Genomic DNA, 21,980 nt, shown 5'->3' with positions numbered 1-21,980 from the left:
ACAGGGGGTAGCTAACCCCCTGTAATATCCCTATCCAGCCTGAGCCAGCTTTCGTGCTGGCTCAGGCCTTTGCGCAGCAACCTGCACATTCTTGAAAGCTCCGTGAGCGCAGGCATTGAGACATGCTTGCGGGCACCGCGCCCACCCAGCACGTAAACCATTTCTTCGGCCTCAAAAAAGCAGTCTTCAACGTGCCTCATGAAGCCGGAGAGCATTGCTGCACCCTGCCTTACGCCTCTGCTGTCATAGAGCACTCGCCCGGCGAAAAGTGTGACCGGCTGTAATTCCCTGGCATGAATGAGCGTCTCATCTCGCTCGCTCACCATGACATCCAAGATCATCCAGTCACGCACCACACGATACTCCCGACCCTCAAATTCCTCCCTGGCCGCTGCCAACAAGGCATCATCGGTGAGGGCCGAGCCCATCAACACTTGAGCAGGCCCGTAAAGCACATCTTCCAACAACTCATTCACCACTCACTACCTCAACTTCAGCGCTCAGCATCCTGGATGCCATTGACCTTTCGAATGCTTTGCCGCAGCACGTCACACAACACAGCCTCTGCTTCCTCAAATGTCTTGCCCCTCTGCAACGACCTCAGCAAGTGCCTAACCATCAAGTCCACCAGTTCATCCAGCGCTGCTTCGTCAATCACCCGCCGGTCTCCGCCTGAACCATTCACGAGTTCAGCAGCAGCTGCCCTTGCCGAGAGGTAACCAGGTCGATCGAGCACCTCCTTGGGATCGACAGACACACGTCCGTTCTCGTAGCGCAATGTCCGAAGAGCTCTCAGAGACGCGGATATTTCCTGCTCTTCCAGGCTCAGCGGCTCACCAGCGAGCCACCTCAGTAATCGGCTACGCGTCCTGCTGCAGAAGCGCCGACATCCATCAACCCACATCGCGGCTCATCCTGACTTCACCCTCACTTCAGATATCGACGACGTAGTCGGGAACAAAACCGGTCGGCTCGCCTGGGTAACCTCTAGGGTTCGAGATGATCCGACAGCCACTCACCACCACATCAACCCGGCGATGGGTGTGGCCAAAGATCCAGACATCCGCCTGCGCGACCAGGTCATGCCATTCATTGAAGTAGGCCGCCCCCAGATGACCTTCATTGTTATGCCCATTGACATCTGGGATCGGGCAATGATGAGTCACCACGACCGTCTTGCCAGCAAAGCCCTTGGCGAGCTCTGTGACCAGAAACTCACGAGTAGCGATGTTTCGAGCGATGAGATCAGCAGGACGTAGCTTTCTGTACTCATCCCCGATTCGGATACTCCTGAAGTCATTCATCCACTCCCCGCACAACTGCATCGCAACCCGGTAGTCACCGGTTGACGTGAAATCTGTCCACGCGGTGGCTACCAAAAATCGGGTGTCGCCGATAATCAGGGACTGGTTTTCCAGGACGTGCACATGATCTGCGGCGGCCTCTCGCATCTTGTCCAGCGTTCGATCGAGGTGGCCTCGATAAAACTCGTGGTTGCCGCAGACGTAGAGAACCGGCGACGTGAACACCTCATTAGCCCAAGTCACTCCCCTGCTGAGCAGGTTGATGTCTCCGGCCAAGACCACCAGATCCACATCAACCCGACAGGGCTGGAACTCCTTAAATTCCAAGTGCAAGTCGGAGTAAATCAGGGCTTTCATTAATCGCTTTGACTCCAAATTGAATCAGCACCACTACGCCCAGTGCGCGCAGCGAAACGCCCGTTCCTAGGCCATCCGAGACAGGGCCATGTCGAATTATCGGTATATTGAAATGGCCGCTTTAGGGCGACATGCATCGCCGCCTGCGGGACAACAGACCATGACCTTACACGATCATGACTATAGGCATTTGCGTGTAAGGACGCAAATTCGACATATCGTTCCGTTTGCGGAACCACTTTCCATGGCCCTACGTACAGCCTTTGCAGCCGCGTTGAGATTTCTCAGGGCTCGCCGTGACCTTTCTCAAGGTGACCTTGCGCTACATCGAGATCAGTCTCATGTCAGCCGGCTTGAGGCAGGTCAGCGTGGTGTGACCTTGCAGGTCAGCGACGACTTGGCAAAAGCGTTGGGGGTTGATCCGATGACGCTGCTAGCAATCGCTTACGCAGCTGAGCACCAGACATCGCCGCGTGAGATTCTGAGCCGCCTTGAGGCCGATCTAAGCAAGTTGAACCTGCTCGACGACTGCATTCCGCTGGATGCAACTGCTCAGGCGCATCCTGTCGCAGCGGTGGCAGGGACATTGAGATCGCAGATTGAGGAGCTGAAGGCACAGGGTCTGACGCAGGCCGAGATTGCCAGGCGACTAGGTGTGTCAGAGGCGACAGTGAGCAGGCACCTGCGCAAGGCGGAGTGAGGACTGCTCAAGGGCCGAGCCCGGTGTTTTTGGCATTTAACACCGGCTCAGCAAACTCGACCAGATTACGACCATCCCTCTGCCCTGCCGATTGAAGTGGAAGCCGGTCATAACGATCGCCCTCGGCCCGTCTCGATCACACTGCATCCACCTCAAGAAGATGGACTTGCTGGATATGCAGGGAGACGCGCGCGATGTACATCAGGCATGCAGCGTGGGTGATCAATCTAGAACTACTGTGAGAAGTCGATCACTGATTTTTCGACGTCCGGCTTGCTCCTGATGATTTTCTTCTCCGCATACCAAGCCGCCACGCTCTCAATATGCCTGGCTTGATCCGCCCCGACAGCAACCAACTCTGAGGTGTTGGTTTCACCCAGCTGGCGAGCGACCTCCTCATTCTGGTCACCCATCTGTTTAGCCCAGATGCGACCCGCTTCCTGGGGATGCTGACGAGCCCAGGCATTGGTCGACTTGAGCACATCAAATACCGACCTGACCACGGTCGGATGATCAGCGAGGAACTGCCTGCTGATGAAGTAGCCTGCGGCATTCTCCGATCCGAGCTCCTTCCCATTGACCAATATCCTACCGTTGTAATTCTTCACAGCAATCGAGAGATACGGATCCCAGGTCGCCCAAGCGTCAATGTGTCCAGAAGAAAAAGCAGAACCGCTGTCCGTTGGCGTGAGGTACTGCTTGCTTACCGCCTTCTCATCCACGCCAGCTGTCTGAAGCGCCCGGGATAACAGATACTCCCCGGTACCACCCCGATTGGCTGCGACGGTCTTCCCTTTCAGGTCGCTTACCGTCCGAATGGAGGAATCGTTATGTACGACGATGCCCTCCCCTCCTGCTGGCATGGGCTGATAGCCGAACATCACCATCGGAGTACCTCCTGCGATCGCTGTCACGAAAGCAGTTGAACTCCCACTGGTCATATCCAGTGATCCACCATTGAGCGCCTCGTAGGCGGGCGCGGCAGCAGGGAATGGGCCCAACCAGGTAACTTTAACGCCCTGCTTGGCAAGGGCTCGATCGAGTTCGCCGCTTTCACGGACAAGTGAAAGATCTGATGGCCCCCTGAGATAGCCGATCCGAAGCTCGACGTCTTGGGCATTCGCGATATGGGTGTTGAGCAGCACAGCGAGAAGGGACGCGCACATCGTAAGTTTACGCATGGTCACCTCCTGAAATCAGATCTACTCCTACCGGTTGCTCAGGATTTCTACTCAGCCACCCTGCCTCGAACAGCGTTCTTGCTTGGCTGTATTGCTCCTCCAGAATTGAGCTGTTAGCCGGCAGAATCTGCCACGGGCGCTTTGACAAAACAGTCGCCCATTCACGATCGGCTATCCCTGCTTCATGGTCTCTCGCGATGATGGCAGCGGCCTCATCAACGTGCGATGCAATCCACTCATCGTTCGCTTGCAGAACCTTGAAGATCGTAGCCGCTTGGTCTGTTGAGTTCGCAAGCCAGCGCTGTAGAGTCCAGTACATCGACCGATTGGGAATGAAGCTGCCCACCTCTGCGATGCTGCGCACATCCCCTTGCTTCAGTTGCTCGGTCAGGAGTGGGTCAAGCGCAGCCCATACATCAACCTCATTAGCCAACAACGCGGCCTGCCCTCTGCGACCAGGTAGGTCGACACTCTGGATGTCCTTGAGCGACAGACCTGCGCCGAGCAGCACCTTTGCGAGAAAATGATCCGTGTATGAGCCTGCCGTACTGGCAACGCGAACCCCCTTGAGTTGCTTCGCTTCGTTGATGACAGAGTCGTTTTTGACCAGCAATGCACTACCCTGCGGGCGTGAGGATGTAGCCCCTACATACGCTACCTCCAGACCAGCATTCTGTGCATAGATGGGTGGCGTAGAGCCGGTACCGACCCAATCAACCTTCCCCTCTGCCAGTAACCGGGCACTGTCTCTCCCCTCGGTATAATCCACCCACTCGACGTCCCAGCCATGCAGCGCCGCCATTGGCTCAAGCATCTCTCGCCTTTGTAAGATGAACAATGAGAAATTCATTGGGTGGCTACCCACTCGAATGACTTGGGCCATCAGTTACTCTCCCGCTCGGCAATCGGGCGATCCCAAATTGTGCCCCAGGTAAATCGCTGATCCGTGGAGGCTTCTTTCGACGGGGCATGCCGGGTGATTGGAAGGCGAGGTAACACTTGCTCCCCGAATCGATAGGCCTCTTCAAGCAGCGGTAGTCCGGACAGAATGAAGACATCAATCCCTGCAGCTGCATATTCACGCATGACCGCTTCGACCGTGTCTGGACTTCCTACAATAGCCGTCCCCGGCCCTGGACGAACCAGCCCAATGCCTGCCCAAAGATTGGGGTAGATTTCAAGATCACGAGCACGCTCAGGGCGGCGATCGCCATGCAGTGCCGTCATTCTCGCCTGGCCTACCGAATCAGAGCGTTGGGCAAGCGCTTTACGGCTTTCAATCGCGGTGTCATCCATGCTCGCATAGAGCTCTTCCACTGCTTCCCAGGCCTTCTCGTCTGTATCACGCATGATGACGTACAAACGTATGCCGTAGCGCAGCGTACGACCATGCACTGCAGCTCGGGCCCGAACCTGTGCAATTTTCTCAGCCGCTTGAGTCGGGGTTTCACCCCATGTCAGGTAGGTATCGACATGTTTGGCAGCCACTTCTTGGGCAACTTCTGAGGAGCCACCGAACCATAGCGCAGGTGCGCCATCCGCCCTTCCAGGCATCGCAATCTTTGCATTGCGGATGTCGTAGTATTTACCCTTGAAGTCGACAGTTTCACCTTGGAGCAGTGGTTTTAGAACACTGAGGAACTCGTCGCCGAGCTCATACCGCTCATCATGAGACATGTTCAAGCCATAGGCGCCGAGGGAGTTCGCATCACCGCTGACCACGTTGAGCAGGACACGCCCTTTGGAAAGTTGGCTGAATGTGAGGGCCATCTTTGCTAACAGCGTGGGCGAGATCAACCCGGGCTGGATCGCCACAAGGAAGCGGAAATCCTCCGTGAAGGGAATCAGCGAAGCACCCAAAATCCAAGGGTCATGGGCGCCTGTAGCCAGCAGCGCGCCCGTGAACCCCAAGTGGTCAACTGCGCGAGCAACCTGCTGCAGATACGGGTAGGTCATAGGGCGCGAGCCCAAGATCGTCCAAGGCTGTGGGCCATCAGGTGCGGTCAGATACCAGTAAACTTCCACGTGTTTTCTCCTGTTAACTATTACCAGCGGGTGGTCACGGAAAGACCGAACGTACGCGGCTCCCCGAAGAAGATCGCGTTGCCACCAAAGGTGGTGGGTAACGAGTGATTCACGTATTTGCGATCAGTGATGTTCTGCGAGTAGAGCGAGACGCGGAGCTTTTCGTCGGATGATTCCCAGGCGAGGCTAGCGTTACCCAAGGTGTACCCTCCTTCTTGCAACACCGAATCGGTCTGGTTGTTGGCGAAGAAGTACTGCCGGCTTCGGTAGCTCCAGTCCGTTTGAGGAATGAGGTAGCCACCAATCTCCAGGGGATAGCGGTACTCAATGTTGAACGTGGCGCTGACGCTTGGCGCTCGGACGAAGTGGTTTCCTGAGTAGTCGTCCGAACCTGATTGGTAATCTGTGAATTCAGTGTGCAGAAGGCCCACCCCGGCCTGGAGATGAAGGCCCTCGATAGGCGCCGCTTCGACCTCCAGTTCAGCGCCTCTTACCTTGCCGCTGCCCCCATTGGTCAAGGTGGATACTGAGCCAGTATTGGTACCCACAACCGCGTTCAGCTGAATGTCTTTGTAGTCGTAGTAGAAGACGCTACCGTTGACATTCAGACGGTTGTCAAACCACTCCGACTTGAACCCCAACTCATACGAAGATAGGTATTCTGGCGAAACGGTGGCGACCGTAGCCTGAGTCGTGGCGCCAGTGTTGAAACCGCCCGAGCGGAAGCCGCGCGCGTATCGGAAGTAGACTCGAGCGTTGTCTGAGATTTGGTATTCCGGGGTGACATCCCAGGTGAAGTCGTTCCAGGTCTTACGTTCGTTCTGCACCGCTGTAACGACCAAAGGATTCGACACACTGCTACGTGACCACCAGTGGTCATTGGTGAACTGCGCACTCCCCACCGCCGCTACCCGATCAAGGTCGATGTCCTTAGTCTCAGTTGTCCAGCGCAGTCCTGTCGTCAAGCTCAACGGCTCTGAAATCTGCCACGTCGTGCTGCCAAATACGGCAAAGCTAGTGGAGTCCTGATCAGTCTGAGTGCTGTTGAAATACGGGTTGACGTAGGTACCGTCAACTACAGCTCGCGATTCGTTGTACTCAAGCTGCTCCTTAAAATAATGCAGGCCGGTGACCCAGCTGACAGTCTGATCTTTGGGAGAAGCCAGCCGGAATTCTTGCGACCATTGCTTACTGTGAAGATCGCGATACCCTCTGGAGAGGTCGAGCGGTGTGTAGTCGCTGTCGCCTCGAATGGTACGCGTGATGTTTTCGAAGGCGCTGATAGATGTCAGCGCGAGGTCGCCCAGCTGCCAGTTCAGAGTGGCAGATGCTCCAGAGTGTTCGAGTTCGTCTCGACCATCAACGTTGTAATCAACGTTGGTGCGAGAGAGACGCGGAACGTAGCCATAAGCGTTGGCACCGTTTGCGCCTCTTGCAAGGACGCCTCCCGTACTACCATCCAACCCGTTTCCATCACTGTCGAATTTCCGGTAATGCAGGTTGAAGGCACCATCAACGTTGTCACTGAAGTTGACGGCTAGCTGACCGCGAAAGGCGTCGTCTTGAGTGTCACCGCTACGGCCTCCCAGCGTATTGTTATCAGCCAGACCATCACGCTCGTTGTGCCTAAACGAGATACGCCCCGCGATCTTGTCGTCCACCAAAACACCACCGCCGGCACCTTCTACCGTGCGATTATTTTGGCTACCGGCATCAAGCTTTAGATAGCCAGGGTTCGAAGCGAAGTCAGGCCTGCGGGAAAGGAAATTGATTGCCCCGGCAGTCGTATTTTTACCCCACAGTGTTCCTTGAGGGCCCTTGAGCACCTCAACCCGATCCATGTCGAATAGAGGGAAACTGGTGGCGTCAACGTTGTTGATGTACACGTCGTCAAAGTAGATCCCGACTGGGCTGACGGTGTTTGCTCGCTGATCCCCGGTACCAATTCCTCGAATCCACCACCGTGGTCGCTGATTATCGATCGTCGCGGACGAGGTGTTCGGGATGAAGCGCGTGACCTGAGTAGCGCTGTTTCCAGCGTTCAAATCATCGATACTGCGTCCGCTCACTACGCTGATAGGCACAGGCACCTTCTGGGCGCTGTCTTCCCGCTTCTCAGCAGTTACAACCACGTTCGCCAGGCGCGGTGCCTGCGGCTGACTAACGGATGCAACAGTCGCTGGGGCAGTGGCCGCTTGGGCAGCAGCGTCGCCGTTCAAGACTGTGACGGCGCCTTCCGAATCGCGCACCAGGCGCAGACTCGTGCCCTTGAGTGCACGAGACAATGCTTGGTCTACGCTCAACTCCCCTTCAACAGCGGGACTGGTCAGCCCTTGAGTGATCCGTTGATCAAAGATGATCAATTGGCCGCTTTGCCTGGAGATTGCAAGCAAGACTGAATTGAGTGGCCCCGAGGGAATGGAGTACCGAGCCACCTGGGTAGCCGCCTCGGTCGTAGTAGCAACAAAGAGTGCGGGTGTACTAGCCAGTGCAATGGCCAGCGTCAATCGATTCAAGGCTTGGGTAAAGGGCGGATACATATCTGACCGTCTCATGTTGTGTATGCCTTGAGGACGGCCAGCGAAAATCTATTTCCAGCTCTTCGATAGAACGGTTTTGCATGACCTTATGCCGCGTCAATTTTTACCCAAACGTTCCAAACGCTGGTCACCTTGATAGGCGCAATCCGAGACAGCATCGACAATGCGTGGTCAGTGTTATCGAGGGGTAAGATGCCACTGATTGGAACATTGGCCACGTCAGCCGAGAGCTGGATGACACCTCGGCGGTACGGCCTGATGCGCTCGATAACGTCGATCAGAGGCAGGCTGTTGACCTCCAACAGGCCCTTCAGCCAGAGTGTTTCGTCAGCTGAGGCAACCCCAGTACGCAGCTCCCCTGCATCATTGAATCTCGCCCATCGACCCTGTGCCACCCGACCTCGTGCCTGACCATTCCTGAGTTCCAAGTCTCCGTCCAACGCTACGAGGTAACCTCCGTCACGCTCACATCGGACAAGTACTCGTTTTTGATTAGCACTCAATTGCCAGCCCGCAGCATTGACCAGGAAAGGTGTGTGACCAGGGCGAACATCCAGAATGAGTTCACCGTGATGGAGTGCAATCGAGCGCTCACGCTGGGTCACACTTGAACTGACACGGGTAGCAGAATTGAGAGTCAGCCGGCTTCCGTCGGCCAGGTCATAGGACTCGCGCTCTCCTATACCGGTGTAGAGATCACCGGGCCAAGCGAAACCAGTACTTCCAACCCGGGACAGTATGGTTGCTGAAACGGCGCAAGCCGTGATGGCGAACATCCCATTGATGAATTGCCGTCTGGATGAGGGCGCATTCAAGCTGCGGGAAATCTGCTGTGAACTCAGCTTGCTTAGCGGTGAGTCTCGGATGGCCCCAAGCTTGCGAACTAACTCATCCATGCAGCGTGCATGCTCATCGGAAGCGTCTCGCCACGCCATAAAGGCCGTCGCCTGCGATGACGTGACTGAACCTGAGTTCATAATTGCCAGCCATCTGACAGCTTCTGAAACCACGCCTTGAGAGTGTGCCTCACTCATGCGGCATCACCTGGAACGCTGCCATGTAAGCCTTCTCCATGTGCTGGTGCACCCGGCTCTTGGATATGCCGAGCGCCCGTCCAATTTGTTCATAGGTAAGCCCATCGAAGAGACTGAGCACGAACGCCTGCTTTGCCTGTCGAGAGACCGCCGACAGCGCCTTGTCCAGCGCGACGATGTATTGCATCACCTGGGCGTGCTCCTCCGGATCAACGACAGTGTTATGAGGCTCAGCTGCGAGCGAAGCGAGGAACGCTCGCTCAATGTCCTCACGCCTCCAGCTGTCGATGATCAGCCGCTTGGCAATAGTACTCAGTAATGTCTTGGGTTCTCGGATGCTGCTGAGATCATCCATACGTAACACCCGGACGAAGGTGTCTGCTGCAACATCATCAGCACGGAACCTGCACCCAAGCGTGCGACTGACCCGGCTGCGCAACCACTGGTAGTGCTGCGCGAACATCGCCGTGAACAATTGATTTGGAGTAGACATGGTATTTCGGGGGCGAAGTGGGATAGCCCACTATCACACGTCACAAAAAATCAAAAAAGGAATTTAAAATACATCATTTATTCATTTTTAGAATATGAAGGTTTTTTCGCACGCGTACGGGTGTCGAAGCTCCTTTCAATCGAGCTTTTCCGCTATGCCTGTAAGACCGGCCTCCTTAACCTTGTCGATGATCAATGGAACCGTGAAGCTCGCAATGGCGAACCTGATGCTTGAAAGCGAATCGTTTGAGCGTGCCATGATAAAACCTTCGTGGCGATAAACGGCTTACGATCACGTGCCGGTGAGCAAGCTTGTGCTTAGGAGCTTGCTCAAGCTTTTAAGGTGACTGAGGCGCTTAGCACCCGCCCAGCAAACTCGACCAGATCAGCAACATCACCTCTGCGCTGCCGATTGAGGTGGAAGCCGGTCATACCGATCGCCGCCGGCCCGTCTCGATCACACCGCACCGAGTCACCCACCATGGCAACCTCAGGGTATGGCGGGTTCACGTCACCGCTGGGATACACCCTCATCTGGGCGATGGGCCATTCGTCAGATATGCATGTATTGGAGAACCTGCCTAAGCAGTTCTCGGATGGCGCCTTGATCGCCGCCAAAAGCGGCAAGCCGCCTATCGCAGCGGCCAAGATTGAGGCGGTGCTTGGCTGTAAAGCTGAAGGCCTGACTCAGAAAGCGACATCGATAAAGCTCGGGATGCCGGCCTCTACGGTGCACAAGATTTGGCACCTGCCGAAAGAGACTCAATAGGTCATGCGAAGGGCGTCGGAACTGCGGCCAACCATGAGAATCGGCTGTTTCAACGCGCGGTGCTGCTTAGGTTTGAGGCTGCTGCTCCCGCGCCACATACCACATGGATAGGCGCCGAGCAGAGTCCCCTCTTGCTTGGGACTACAACGAAATCGAGGCGGCGAGAGTGATGTGAGTCAAGGTGTTACTCAAACGTTACAAGCATATTATCGCCTTATTTACTGCATATCCAACACGCAAACCTAGATCACCATGCACAACGTAAGTATCGTATTGGCATGCAGGTTTCACCAAATAAAATCATTGAATAGCAATTCACCCCTCTCCCTTTTCGCCTTAGCCGGCGTCGTTTAATTTTTCGTTTTATCGAAATTTAAGTAAGAACATTAGAACGCAGGGATGGGCTTCCAAGCCACCGCCAAGCACAGTGGTGTGAGTCATCTCAAAGTGCTATATTCGTCACGAAATTTTTCAAGGACTGAAACAGCCATGGATCACAACAATTTCATAGCAGTGTGTGACAGCCATTTTCGCAGTTACGAAATAGCAGAGCATCGAACCAGAGATGGTTATGAAAAGGTATACGAGAGAGGCAGGCTTCAGATTAGCGATGCCGAGCAGGTAATATCGACAGTCTCTTACCTTCGACAAAAGCTTGTTATCTTGCACCATCAAAAACGACTGGATTACTCTACATACACTCCAGTATTGGACTCTATTCGCGAAGCAGCCAGACGACAATTACCCTCCGACTCAATCCCACCAACGGAAACCAACTGGGACGAATTAATTAGGTTAATTATTGAAAACCGAAAAGAGCTACATTTTTTTGAGAGCCAAATATCTCTTTTCCCCGAAGCCAAACATCATGCGTTCGCACACGCTTACCTTAGACTCAACAATGCAGGTATTGAATTCACCGAAAACAACAACAGCATCTATATTTCGGAGAATAGCCACCAGCTCATCAATACAGAGATTGAGCGAATGTGCCGCGAGTATGGAGGCGAAGATTTATTAGATGCGCTTGCATATCGGCTTGGTCGCACATACAACCCCACCACCGGTCGCTTCATGGAGTATCGACATGTTTCCATGGGCACAACTGAAGTACACACCGCAATACCATTTGGGTATCTGCTCGCGATAGCATCAAAATATGCGGACACACGTGGAAGCAAGAATGCAGCAACCTTAGATGAACTAATGCTGTTTGTCACAGATATCATTGTCATTTATGAAATACAACCTTATAGCCAGTACGAGGCAATATATTTACGTAATGACAGGCTTATCGAATTCATAAGAACCAATATTCTTTACGACAATTTTGTGGGCGTGACACAGACGAGAGCGAGCTATGCATCGACTTTGATAAAACTACTGCTATCCAAATTTCACGAGACTCGCTACGAATCATTCGGCGTACCTGTAAAGGATGTCGCAAGAGTTGCCCTTGCCCTGATATCCAAAGCTGAAACGAAAAAATTCACGACAGTAAGCATCAAAGATCTTGCTTCAAAAACAAGAATGCCCGAATTCAAAGTCACAGCAGCGATGGATAAATTGCTGAGTAAGGTTTCCGCAGCCGTGAATTCAAACCTGCAATTCCCACCTTCAAGCCTGGACATCGATCATCACTTCAAGCCCGCAATAAAAGTAGGGAAAGGGTATAAGATTTTCCCAAAAAGTATCGCTTCACTAGGCTGCGTGAACACAGTGTGCACTGCAATCGCCATTCCGAATGGAAAATGGAAAAACAGCACCGATAGCGAGTTAGGCTACGCTATCGAAGACTATCTTCGAACAGCATTCGCAGCGAAGGGCATCAATGTGTTCTACGGGGATCGCTTTGGTGGCGGTATTGATCTTGAGGTAGATCTGCTCTGCGAGACAGATGAGGACATCTATATATTCGAGATGAAGAAAAAGGGTCTCACCCGCCAAGCGCAATCCGGAAATGAAATCATGATCCTAACGGATCTCGCCGATAGCGTTCTGGCTTCACACTTTCAAGCCATGCGCATTGAAAGAGAACTAAAAAGCAGTGGCCATCTTCATCTCTCCAACAAAGATGGCAAGCAATCCATTTATCTCAAGAACCGAAACATTCAGCGAATCTCTGTAAGCCATCCTGACTTCGGCGCCCTGCAAGATCAAACAGTACTCCAAAGACTGTTAGTCATTGCGCTACAAAGCCACTTTAGTCATCCGGATAAAAACGAGGACAAGAAACTTAAAAAATGGCGGGATTATTCTGCAAAACTCAAAGAGCTAGCCTTAGCTAATGGAGAGTTCAAAGACAATGGAATGCCATTTTACAACTCACTTTTCATGAGCATCCCGCAAATCATAATGATCCTGGAAAACTCTGAAGATGCAACAGACTTTTTCAAGTATATCAGGAGCTTTATTGGGATGACTACTGGCAGTAGAGATACATACACAGAATTTGTTAGTCGCTTGCCGTTTGTAAGCAGATGCGAGGCTGAGGGCTTGTCTGATTGATACCATTCGGAGTCTTTTAAGTAACCTGTACCCCCTGCTCCGCGAGCATCTGCGGCGCAGGGAAGCCCATTTTTACGCATGCGAGCGTGCGGATCCGCGAGATATGATTCCCTTAGCGTTTCATGGCAAGCTTCTTCCCACTTCATTCCTTCTGGGCAGTCTCAGCGTTCCGAGGCATCGCGCCCCTGTTCGACCTCATTGTCGTATACCCAGTTAAGGGCATTATCCAGCGTGAGGTACGCCATCCGCTTCGCCGCTTCCAGGCCGACCTGCCACCGAGGATAGCGCGGGCTGTAACCGTCCTTGTGCATCACAATTACCAGCCAGCGTCCGCCCGGCTTCGGCTTCAAAGTCATTCTGCAATCGTCCGCCTCGGCGGTATGAGAACCGTCACCCAGCTTCGTCCAAGGCAGGTCTCCATACGCGCGCAGCAAACGACGTTGCAACCAGACTGTCTGCTTCACCAGGGCCAATAACTCTCCGGAAGGCCTGGTCTCCCCTTCAAGTGCCCGGTTAATGCTGCGCAGGATCGTCTGAGGCTTGCGATAGTCGCCAATATCACGCATGCGATCTGCTAACACAGCAGGCGTCCAGCCGAGCTCTACCAGGCCTTCCTGGAACTGCTCGATGAGATACGGAGTCGTGAGTTCTTCGGTTTTATTTTCAGCTCGGTTTTCGGCTTGGCCTGATGTGAGGTTCTGGCTCTCGCTTGGAAGGTCACGTTCAACAGTCATTTTTGCCCCTGCAATATGTCATCCATTAAGTGACAATATGTCACTTTACCAACGACATTTCTAGAAGGTGTTTTCAATGACGCGCAGCCGTACAACCCGTCTCGGGTGATTCGCTGAAGATGAGTTTGTCGGCATTCATATACCTGGGCAGGCCATCGGTTAGCCTTCGAAGAACGCAGCCCAAAGGCGAGAAAACGAAAAACGTAAACCCACAGAGGGCCCGTATTTACGGGGCTTGAGGGGAGAGCGCGTTTAACGGAGGGTGCGTGAAGAGCTAGAAATGAAGCGCCAAAGGCAATTTGGGTTTACGTTTTGCCTTCGAGCATTTTTTTTGAGATAGGTGTTTACTTTTTCCAAAAGGCGTGTGCTAGAATGGAGGTACGAAACAAGACATCTCTCTCCAGAACCCTTGCATTACGGGGTATCTAGGCAGCTAGGCAGGTTTCGAGAGGTTGAAAAGGTAAGTGGGCTTTAGGTTTACCTTTACTACCAACCGAAACTAACCGATCCGTGAAGCGGTCACACAACACGACGGCCCCGCGGGCCAATGCCGGACGAATGACCTGTGCCAGGTGCTGGGCGCGCGCAGCAAATACCAGCAGCAGCTCGGTGTCAGCTGCCATGGTTTCATCGCTGGGAGCCAGCAACAGTTCGCGCACTTTTTCGGCCAGGGGCGTACCGCCAGGCTCCCGGGTCAATACCACATCCAGGCCCTGCTCGCGCAGGCGCGCGGCCAGGTAGTCACGATTGGTGCTCTTGCCCGCGCCTTCGGGGCCTTCCAGCGTAATAAACAAGCCGCTCACAGGCAGTCCTTAATGTTGTTCGTCAGGCGTCGGCCGTTCGGCCGCTTGCGCGCCACCGGCAGGGGCGTCCTGCACAGGGGGCTCATCGGGTGCCGGCTGCGCTGCCGGCTCATCCGGCGCAGGCACCTCGGGCTGGGCGTCTTCAGCAGCCGGTTGTGCCTCTTGCTGCGGGGCAGGGCTGGAGCGGTAGTCTGCACGGCGCTTGAGCTGGAACTCGCGCACCGCCGAGTTGTGGTCATCGAGGTCGTCGGAGAACACGTGGCTACCGTCGCCACGGGCGACGAAGTACAGGCTGGTACCGTTCGACGGGTTGAGCGCCGCATGAATCGCTTCGCGACCGACCATGGCAATCGGGGTCGGCGGCAACCCGGTGATGGTATAGGTGTTGTAGGGCGTCGGTTCGCGCAGGTCGGCGCGGGTAATCTTGCCGTTGTAGCGCTCACCCATGCCGTAGATCACCGTCGGGTCGGTCTGCAGCATCATGCCCAGGCGCAGGCGCCGCACGAACACGCCGGCTATCTGCCCACGTTCCTGGGGGATACCGGTTTCCTTTTCCACCAGCGAAGCCATGATCAGCGCCTGGTACGGGTCGCGGTATGGCAGGTCGGTGGTGCGCTCGGCCCATTCCTTGGCCAGCACTTCGTCCAGACGCATGTAGGCCTGCTGCAGCAACTCGACATCGCTCATGCCGCGCACAAAGCGGTAGGTGTCCGGGAAGAAGCGCCCTTCCGGGAACACGCCGGTATGGCCGAGCTTCTCCATTACCTCGGAGTCCGACAGGCCGTCCAGGGTGTGCTTGATCTTTTCATGCTTGGCCACGGCCGAGCGTACCTGGCGGAAGGTCCAGCCTTCGACCAGCGTGAGGTTGTACTGCACCACATCAGCCCGTCGCCAGGCATCGAACAGCTGCTCGACGGTCATGCCCGGGGTAAGGCGGTACTCGCCAGTGTGCAGGGGGGTGCCAGCCATGTTGAAGCGCCAGTACAAGCGCAGCCACACGGCGTCGTCGAGCAATCCTTCGCTCTGCATGCGGTAGAACATGCGGTTGGGGGTGGTGCCATTGGGCACATCGAGCAGGCGCTCCTGCGTGACGTGCAGGGGCTGCTCCAGGACGGCGTTGACCTTCCAGGCCGACCAGCCAAGCGCCAGGCCGGCGAGGATCAAGCCCATTTCCAGCAGCAGCAGGAATTTACGTCTCACGAATTCAGGTTTCCAGTAACGTACGGGCAACGGCCTGCAGTTTACGGGTGAGCGGGCCAGGCGACCAGTTTAGCGCGGCTACGCCACGCACGGGCCAAATGCCGTAAACGCTATTGCAAACAAATACTTCATCTGCGTGCTCCAGCGCCTCGAACGGCAAGTCACAGACCTGCGCCGGGATGCCCAGCAGTACGGCCTGCTCCAGCAACGCCGCACGCATCACACCGGCCACACCACAACGGCTGAGGTCGGCGGTAAGCAGCACGCCGTCGCGCACCAGGAACAGATTGCTGTATACCCCTTCGATTACCCTGCCCTCCCCGTCACGCATCAGGCCTTCGGCGTGTTCGCTGTCCTGCCATTCAGCACGGGCCAGCACCTGCTCCAGGCGGTTGAGGTGTTTGAGCCCGGCCAGCAGCGGTTGTTCCCCAAGCCGGGTCTGGCAAGCGAACAACCGCACGCCTTGCTCGGCATGCTCAAGGGGATAGCCGGGCAACGGACTGCCCTGCAGGATGCGCCGTGGCGCGGCACCGGCTACCGGGGCATAGCCACGCTGGCTGTCGCCACGGGTGAGGATAAGTTTGGCTACGCCTTCACCGAGCTGGCTGGCATAGCGCAGCAGTTCGTCGCGCACCAGCGCCAGGTCGGCGTTGATCGCCAAGCGCTGGCAACCCAGCGCCAGGCGTGCGAGGTGGCCGTCCAGCAAGCTGGGGCGACCGCCGCGCACAGCAATGGTCTCGAACAGGCCATCGCCGTAGGCCAGGCCACGGTTCTGCAAGTTGAGTGCAGCCGCCGGCTGGCCATCGATCCAGCTGTGCATCAACCGGCGAACCGGCGGAACACCAGCGAGCCGTTGGTGCCGCCAAAGCCGAACGAGTTGGACAACACCACGTCGATCGGCATGCTGCGCGCCAGGTGCGGCACAAAGTCAAGGTCGCAACCTTCGTCTGGCTCGTCCAGGTTGATGGTGGGCGGCGCCATCTGGCTGTTGATGGCCAGCACGCTGAAGATCGCCTCCACCGCGCCGGCAGCCCCCAGCAGGTGACCGGTCATCGACTTGGTCGAGCTGACCGCCAGTTTGTAGGCATGCTCACCGAACACGCGCTTGATCGCAGCCACTTCGGCCACGTCGCCCGCAGGGGTCGAAGTGCCGTGGGCGTTGATGTAGCTGACTTCTTCCGGCTTGATGCCGGCATCGCGCAGGGCGTTGGCCATGCAACGGGCAGCGCCTTCGCCCGTGTCGGGCGGCGAGGTCATGTGGTAGGCGTCGCCACTCATGCCAAAGCCAACCAGCTCGGCATAGATGGTCGCACCACGCGCCTGGGCGTGCTCCAGCTCTTCGAGCACCAAGGCACCGGCACCGTCGGACAACACGAAGCCGTCACGGCCCTTGTCCCACGGGCGGCTGGCCCGGCTTGGCTCGTCGTTGCGGGTGGACAGCGCGCGCGAAGCACCGAAACCGCCCATGCCCAGGCCGCAAGCGGCCATTTCGGCGCCACCGGCGATCATCACGTCGGCCTCACCGTAGGCGATATTGCGTGCGGCCATGCCGATGCAATGGGTGCCGGTGGTGCAGGCGGTGGCAATGGCGTAGTTCGGCCCTTGCAGACCCAGGTGGATCGACAGGAACCCGGAGATCATGTTGATGATCGAGCCCGGCACGAAGAACGGCGAAATGCGGCGCGGCCCCGAGTCGTGCAGGGTGCGGCTGGTTTCTTCGATGTTGGTCAGGCCACCGATACCCGAGCCCATGGCCACGCCAATACGCTCGCGATTGGCGTCGGTGACCTCCAGGCCGGCATTACGCACCGCCTGGAAACCGGCCGCCAGGCCGTACTGGATGAACAGGTCGAGCTTGCGGGCCTCTTTGGCCGACAGGTATTGCTCGACTTCGAAGCCTTTCACCGAGCCGCCAAAACGGGTGGAGTAGGCAGACAGGTCCGTGTGTTCGATCGGACCAATGCCACTGCGGCCAGCCAGAATGCCCTGCCAGGTGCTCGGTACATCGGTACCCAGTGGCGACAGCATACCCATACCGGTGACCACGACGCGTCTACGCGACACAGTACTCTCCTTTTCTAATAACAGAGTCTCTTGCCATTGCATTCAAGCGCAGGAATGGAATGGCAACAGGCTCTTGGTGCGCGGTGAACGAAGCAGCCTTGAAAATGCGGGGCGCTCGCAAAGAAAAAACCGCACGCCAGCGAAGGCAGTGCGGTTTTCCCCGACAAGAAGCGTCGACTAAAGCGTCTTAGGCCTGGTGGGCTTTGACGTAGTCTACAGCAGCTTGAACGGTAGTGATCTTCTCGGCTTCTTCGTCAGGGATTTCGGTCTCGAATTCCTCTTCCAGAGCCATCACCAGCTCAACGGTGTCAAGCGAATCGGCACCCAGGTCATCAACGAAGGACTTCTCGAGAGTCACTTCTTCTTCCTTGACGCCCAGTTGCTCGGCGACGATTTTCTTGACGCGTTCTTCGATGTTGCTCATACCTAGGTTTACTCCTAATGGATATATGTCAGGCAGCTGGCCGGTGGCTAATTTTATAGAAAGACGTTCGCTTTTCAAGCGAAACGCACCTTCAAGCTAGCCACCCCACCCGCTGCCTGGAATCTGGTTGCAGCTTTATAACGGATTTTAGGCTCGCAGTATGACTCTTTTTTTACGAAATCCGTCACATTGAGTTGCAGTGTTACATGTACATCCCGCCGTTGACCGGCACGGTAGCGCCGGTCACGTAGCCAGCGCCGTCGGATGCCAGGAACGAAACCACCTTGGCGATTTCGTCGGCCTGGCCCAGGCGGCCCAGCGGAATCTGGGTCTGCAGGGCTTCGCGCTGCGCTTCTGGCAGCTCGCGGGTCATGTCGGTGTCGATGAAGCCCGGGGTCACCGAGTTGACGGTGATGCCACGCGAGCCCACTTCACGCGCCAGGGCGCGGCTGAAGCCTTCCAGGCCAGCCTTGGCGGCCGCATAGTTGGCCTGACCGGCGTTACCCATGGCACCCACAACCGAGCCGATGCTGATGATACGGCCCCAACGTGCCTTGGTCATGCCACGCAGCACGCCCTTGGACAGACGGTAGAGGCTGTTCAGGTTGGTGTCGATCACGTCGAACCACTCGTCGTCTTTCATGCGCAGCATCAGGTTGTCGCGGGTGATGCCGGCGTTGTTGACCAAAATGGCCGGTGCGCCGAACTGCTCACCGATGGCGGCCAGTACCGCTTCAACGGACTCGGCGCTGGTCACGTTCAGCTCCATGCCGGTACCGGTGATGCCGTGCTCTTTCAGGGTGGCAGCGATGCGCTCGGCGCCGGACGCCGAAGTGGCGGTGCCGATCACGGTCGCGCCCTGGCGGCCCAGCTCGAGGGCGATGGCCTGGCCAATGCCACGGCTGGCGCCGGTGACCAGTGCAACTTTACCTTGCAGGCTCATGCAAGCTTCTCCAAATCAGGCCAGTGCCGCGCGGGTGGCGGCAACGGCATCAGGGGTGTTGAGGTTGTAAGTGGTCACGCCATCGGCGCAACGCTTGTTCAGGCCAGCCAGGACCTTGCCCGGGCCACACTCGACCAGGTTGACCGCACCGTTGGCGGCCAGGGTCTGCACACACTCCACCCAACGCACAGGCTGGTAAAGCTGCGCCAGCAGGTCGTGCTTGAGTGCATCGAGGTCGGCAGCAACAGCAGCCGTGACGTTCTGCACCACTGGAATTTGCGGGGCCTTCCACTCGATGGCGTTGACCGCCTCGGCAAAGCGCTCGGCCGCCGGCTTCATCAGGGCACAGTGCGACGGCACGCTGACCGCCAACGGCAGGGCACGCTTGGCGCCCTTGGCCTTGCACAGCTCCATGGCGCGATCCACGGCAGCTTTATTGCCAGCGATGACCACCTGGCCCGGCGAGTTGAAGTTGACGGCGCTGACCACTTGGTCTTCAGCGGCTTCGCCGCAGATTTCAACGACTACAGCGTCGTCCAGGCCGAGGATGGCAGCCATGGCACCATGCCCCGCCGGTACGGCCTCCTGCATCAGCTGACCGCGGCGCTCGACCAGGCGAACAGCGTCTTTCAGGGTGATACTGCCCGCAGCGACCAGGGCGCTGTATTCGCCCAGGCTGTGGCCGGAAACGAAGGCTGGCTGCGCGCCGCCCTCTTCCAGCCACAGGCGCCACAGCGCGATGGACGCGGTGAGGATGGCCGGCTGGGTCTTGTCGGTCTGGTTGAGTTGCTCTTCAGGGCCTTCCTGGACCAGCTTCCACAGGTCGTAACCCAGTGCTTCGGACGCTTCTTTGAAGGTTTCGATGATCACTGGCTTCTCGGCGCCGAGCTCGGCGAGCATGCCCAGCGACTGGGAACCTTGACCGGGAAAGACGAATGCGAGAGATGCAGACATTGAACAAGCCCTTATGATCTTGTCGTCGGATAGGGTGCGCCAGGCCCTGGGCCAGGCGCGGAATCTGAAAACTTGGATGGATACACAGACCAAGCGGTCACATTTAAGCACTTCATGGGCAAAATGCCTAAGGCAACAGGTCTTCGAGGCGCCCATGCAAGCGCTGCGGCAGGTTTTCCTGTATCTCGATCAACGCCCGCTGGATGGCACTCTGGAAGCCCTGCACGCCCGCCGAGCCATGGCTCTTGATGACAATGCCCTGCAACCCCAGAAAACTGGCACCATTGTGCCGCGCCGGCGCCAGGTCGGCCTGCAGACGCTTGAGCAGCGGCATGGCCACCGCCCCGGCCGCCCGCGACAACACGCCGCCCTTGAACAACTGCTCGATGCGCGCTGCAATCATCGTCGCCAACCCCTCGCTGGACTTGAGCAGGATATTGCCGACAAACCCATCGCACACCACCACATCGGCCTCACCACGATACAGCCCGTCACCTTCGACAAAGCCCACGTAGTTAAGCCCACGGGCATTCTGCAACAGGCTGGCAGCCAGCTTGACCTGCTGATTGCCCTTGATGTCCTCGGTGCCGATGTTCAGCAGCGCCACCCGTGGGCGATGCACACCCAGGGCCTGAGCAGCCACCGAGCCCATCACGGCAAACTGGTAGAGGTTTTCGGCACTGCAATCGACATTGGCACCCAGGTCGAGCAACTGGCAGTAACCCGCCTGAGTCGGAATCGCCGCCACCATGGCGGGCCGGTCGATACCTGGCAAGGTCTTGAGCACGAAACGGGACAGCGCCATCAGCGCGCCGGTATTGCCGGCACTGACGCAGGCCTGGGCCTTGCCGTCACGCACCAGTTCGAGGGCGATACGCATCGACGAATCCGGCTTGCCCCGCAATGCCTGGGAGGGCCGCTCATCCATGCCGACCACCTCACTGGCGGCGACAATCTGCAGGCGCGCGCGATCCGCAGCCGCAAGGCCGCTGACAAGATCTTCCAGAAGGGAGGGTTGACCGACGAGGGTCAGGTGCAGCGAGGGGGTAGCAGAAAGGCAGGCAATGCTAGCCTGGACAATGCTGCGGGGACCGAAGTCCCCGCCCATTGCGTCGATCGCGATGATCTGAGCGGACAAGGATTACTCGTCAGCGCCCTTGTCGACCACTTTGCGACCACGGTATACGCCTTCTGGCGAAACGTGGTGGCGCAGGTGAACTTCACCGGTGGTTTTCTCTACCGACAGCGCGTTTTCCGACAGGGCGTCGTGCGAACGGCGCATGTCACGGGCAGAGCGGGATTTTTTGTTCTGCTGAACAGCCATAATTGATTAACTCCTAAACGTTTGGGTCACGCTTTAACTGCGCCAAAACACTGAACGGGTTGGACCGCGATACCTCGTCCTTGCTCGATTCGGGCTCGTCTGCGCCCGCCGGCTGCTGGCATTCTTCCGGATGATGAGCAGGCACGATTGGCAAGGCGAGCAGAAGCTCCTCCTCGATCAATGCCTGCAGATCCAAAGGATCTTCGCCCAGTTCCAGCACGTCATAGCCTTTCGGCAACGACTGGGTATTCGCACCCTCCTTCACCACGGCGTAAGTACATTCGCTGTGGATCGGCAGGGTGACCAGCTCAAGACAACGCTGGCAAACCATCTTGACCTCGACGTCCAGCTCGCTGTGGATAACCACCACGTGCTGTTCATCTCGTTCAAAATCGAACTTCGCCTGCACCGTACCGACATTGTCGGAAAGCGGGTCGCAGAGTCTTTCCAAATCAGCGAGTTGCAGCGAACCGTTAAGGGTTACGCCACGATCGGCTAATTTGCGCGGGTCAACGTGAGGTGGAATCGGGTCATTCAACATAGGCGCAGCATAATAGGGATGCCCCCCGCCCCTGTCAAAGGAAATTAGGCGGCATCGTGCGTGATAGAATTTGTTCAACTGAT

Annotated in this window: 22 protein-coding genes and 1 pseudogene; 3 read left to right on the top strand and 20 right to left on the bottom strand. The window is 56.7% G+C overall.

All coding sequences use genetic code 11. The features are described from left to right. Positions 1 to 11: 11 nt before the first annotated feature. The 3 genes from ACF8MI_RS00625 to ACF8MI_RS00615 all read right to left on the bottom strand — a co-directional run bounded on the left by ACF8MI_RS00625 (position 12) and on the right by ACF8MI_RS00615 (position 1,661). Positions 12 to 476, bottom strand: coding sequence for a DUF6957 family protein (locus ACF8MI_RS00625; protein ID WP_392517294.1), 465 nt, complete (start codon positions 474 to 476; stop codon positions 12 to 14). Between the two features lie 17 nt (positions 477 to 493). Further along, on the bottom strand, positions 494 to 757 hold the full coding sequence (locus ACF8MI_RS00620) for a hypothetical protein (protein ID WP_392517293.1): 264 nt from the start codon (positions 755 to 757) through the stop codon (positions 494 to 496). Positions 758 to 932: 175 nt separating this feature from the next. Beyond that, positions 933 to 1,661 (bottom strand): metallophosphoesterase family protein, encoded by a 729-nt coding sequence (locus ACF8MI_RS00615; RefSeq protein ID WP_392517292.1) that lies wholly within the window; start codon positions 1,659 to 1,661, stop codon positions 933 to 935. Between the two features lie 160 nt (positions 1,662 to 1,821). Here ACF8MI_RS00615 and ACF8MI_RS00610 point away from each other — a divergent pair, with 160 nt between their 5' ends. After that, the gene (locus ACF8MI_RS00610; RefSeq protein ID WP_392517291.1) at positions 1,822 to 2,361 is read left to right on the top strand and encodes a helix-turn-helix domain-containing protein; all 540 of its coding nucleotides are present in this window, start codon (positions 1,822 to 1,824) and stop codon (positions 2,359 to 2,361) included. Between the two features lie 233 nt (positions 2,362 to 2,594). Here the strand turns inward: ACF8MI_RS00610 and ACF8MI_RS00605 are convergent, their stop codons facing one another. The 6 genes from ACF8MI_RS00605 to ACF8MI_RS00580 all read right to left on the bottom strand — a co-directional run bounded on the left by ACF8MI_RS00605 (position 2,595) and on the right by ACF8MI_RS00580 (position 9,634). Next, complete coding sequence (locus tag ACF8MI_RS00605; protein ID WP_392517290.1) at positions 2,595 to 3,542, bottom strand: aliphatic sulfonate ABC transporter substrate-binding protein; 948 nt, start codon at positions 3,540 to 3,542, stop codon at positions 2,595 to 2,597. Then, a complete protein-coding gene (locus tag ACF8MI_RS00600) occupies positions 3,535 to 4,425 on the bottom strand; it encodes an ABC transporter substrate-binding protein (protein WP_392517289.1) in 891 nt (296 codons plus the stop codon). The genes ACF8MI_RS00605 and ACF8MI_RS00600 overlap by 8 nt, the downstream gene beginning before the upstream one ends. Beyond that, positions 4,425 to 5,567 (bottom strand): LLM class flavin-dependent oxidoreductase, encoded by a 1,143-nt coding sequence (locus ACF8MI_RS00595; protein WP_392517288.1) that lies wholly within the window; start codon positions 5,565 to 5,567, stop codon positions 4,425 to 4,427. Before ACF8MI_RS00595 ends, ACF8MI_RS00600 begins: the two co-directional genes overlap by 1 nt. Positions 5,568 to 5,587: 20 nt before the next feature. After that, entirely contained in the window at positions 5,588 to 8,107 is a 2,520-nt protein-coding gene (locus ACF8MI_RS00590; RefSeq protein ID WP_392517287.1) for a TonB-dependent receptor domain-containing protein, read from the bottom strand. A gap of 86 nt (positions 8,108 to 8,193) precedes the next feature. After that, positions 8,194 to 9,141, bottom strand: a complete 948-nt coding sequence (locus tag ACF8MI_RS00585) for a FecR family protein (RefSeq protein WP_392517286.1) — start codon at positions 9,139 to 9,141, stop codon at positions 8,194 to 8,196. Beyond that, the gene (locus tag ACF8MI_RS00580) at positions 9,134 to 9,634 is read right to left on the bottom strand and encodes a sigma-70 family RNA polymerase sigma factor (protein ID WP_392517285.1); all 501 of its coding nucleotides are present in this window, start codon (positions 9,632 to 9,634) and stop codon (positions 9,134 to 9,136) included. The genes ACF8MI_RS00585 and ACF8MI_RS00580 overlap by 8 nt, the downstream gene beginning before the upstream one ends. Positions 9,635 to 10,114: 480 nt before the next feature. Between ACF8MI_RS00580 and ACF8MI_RS00575 the strand changes: the two genes are divergently transcribed. Beyond that, positions 10,115 to 10,402, top strand: coding sequence for a hypothetical protein (locus ACF8MI_RS00575; protein WP_392517284.1), 288 nt, complete (start codon positions 10,115 to 10,117; stop codon positions 10,400 to 10,402). 489 nt (positions 10,403 to 10,891) lie between these two features. After that, entirely contained in the window at positions 10,892 to 12,910 is a 2,019-nt protein-coding gene (locus ACF8MI_RS00570; RefSeq protein ID WP_392517283.1) for a hypothetical protein, read from the top strand. 161 nt (positions 12,911 to 13,071) lie between these two features. Here the strand turns inward: ACF8MI_RS00570 and ACF8MI_RS00565 are convergent, their stop codons facing one another. From ACF8MI_RS00565 to ACF8MI_RS00515, 11 genes and pseudogenes are all read right to left on the bottom strand, one after another. Beyond that, on the bottom strand, positions 13,072 to 13,644 hold the full coding sequence (locus tag ACF8MI_RS00565) for a hypothetical protein (RefSeq protein ID WP_392517282.1): 573 nt from the start codon (positions 13,642 to 13,644) through the stop codon (positions 13,072 to 13,074). Between the two features lie 461 nt (positions 13,645 to 14,105). After that, a pseudogene (gene tmk / locus ACF8MI_RS00560) lies at positions 14,106 to 14,447 on the bottom strand (dTMP kinase); the annotation flags it as partial. A 9-nt stretch (positions 14,448 to 14,456) separates the two neighbouring features. Beyond that, positions 14,457 to 15,647 (bottom strand): endolytic transglycosylase MltG, encoded by a 1,191-nt coding sequence (gene mltG / locus ACF8MI_RS00555; RefSeq protein WP_060498758.1) that lies wholly within the window; start codon positions 15,645 to 15,647, stop codon positions 14,457 to 14,459. 4 nt (positions 15,648 to 15,651) lie between these two features. Then, entirely contained in the window at positions 15,652 to 16,467 is an 816-nt protein-coding gene (pabC, locus tag ACF8MI_RS00550) for an aminodeoxychorismate lyase (protein ID WP_060498757.1), read from the bottom strand. After that, entirely contained in the window at positions 16,467 to 17,711 is a 1,245-nt protein-coding gene (fabF, locus tag ACF8MI_RS00545) for a beta-ketoacyl-ACP synthase II (protein WP_060498756.1), read from the bottom strand. Before fabF ends, pabC begins: the two co-directional genes overlap by 1 nt. Before the next feature lie 187 nt (positions 17,712 to 17,898). Beyond that, the gene (gene acpP, locus ACF8MI_RS00540) at positions 17,899 to 18,135 is read right to left on the bottom strand and encodes an acyl carrier protein (RefSeq protein WP_016715141.1); all 237 of its coding nucleotides are present in this window, start codon (positions 18,133 to 18,135) and stop codon (positions 17,899 to 17,901) included. Between the two features lie 202 nt (positions 18,136 to 18,337). Continuing rightward, entirely contained in the window at positions 18,338 to 19,078 is a 741-nt protein-coding gene (fabG, locus tag ACF8MI_RS00535) for a 3-oxoacyl-ACP reductase FabG (RefSeq protein WP_016715140.1), read from the bottom strand. 15 nt (positions 19,079 to 19,093) lie between these two features. After that, positions 19,094 to 20,032, bottom strand: coding sequence for an ACP S-malonyltransferase (fabD, locus tag ACF8MI_RS00530; protein WP_082426376.1), 939 nt, complete (start codon positions 20,030 to 20,032; stop codon positions 19,094 to 19,096). Between the two features lie 127 nt (positions 20,033 to 20,159). Beyond that, positions 20,160 to 21,170: a phosphate acyltransferase PlsX gene (gene plsX / locus ACF8MI_RS00525; protein ID WP_016715138.1), complete on the bottom strand. Its 1,011-nt coding sequence runs from the start codon at positions 21,168 to 21,170 to the stop codon at positions 20,160 to 20,162. A 3-nt stretch (positions 21,171 to 21,173) separates the two neighbouring features. Further along, positions 21,174 to 21,356 (bottom strand): 50S ribosomal protein L32, encoded by a 183-nt coding sequence (gene rpmF / locus ACF8MI_RS00520; protein WP_003247154.1) that lies wholly within the window; start codon positions 21,354 to 21,356, stop codon positions 21,174 to 21,176. A gap of 13 nt (positions 21,357 to 21,369) precedes the next feature. Beyond that, positions 21,370 to 21,897, bottom strand: coding sequence for a YceD family protein (locus ACF8MI_RS00515; protein WP_012313431.1), 528 nt, complete (start codon positions 21,895 to 21,897; stop codon positions 21,370 to 21,372). Positions 21,898 to 21,980: the final 83 nt, after the last annotated feature.

The sequence above is a fragment of the Pseudomonas sp. yb_9 genome, assembly GCF_043103635.1.
GTDB lineage: Bacteria > Pseudomonadota > Gammaproteobacteria > Pseudomonadales > Pseudomonadaceae > Aquipseudomonas > Aquipseudomonas monteilii.
This window is presented reverse-complemented; position numbering and strand designations above follow the sequence as displayed.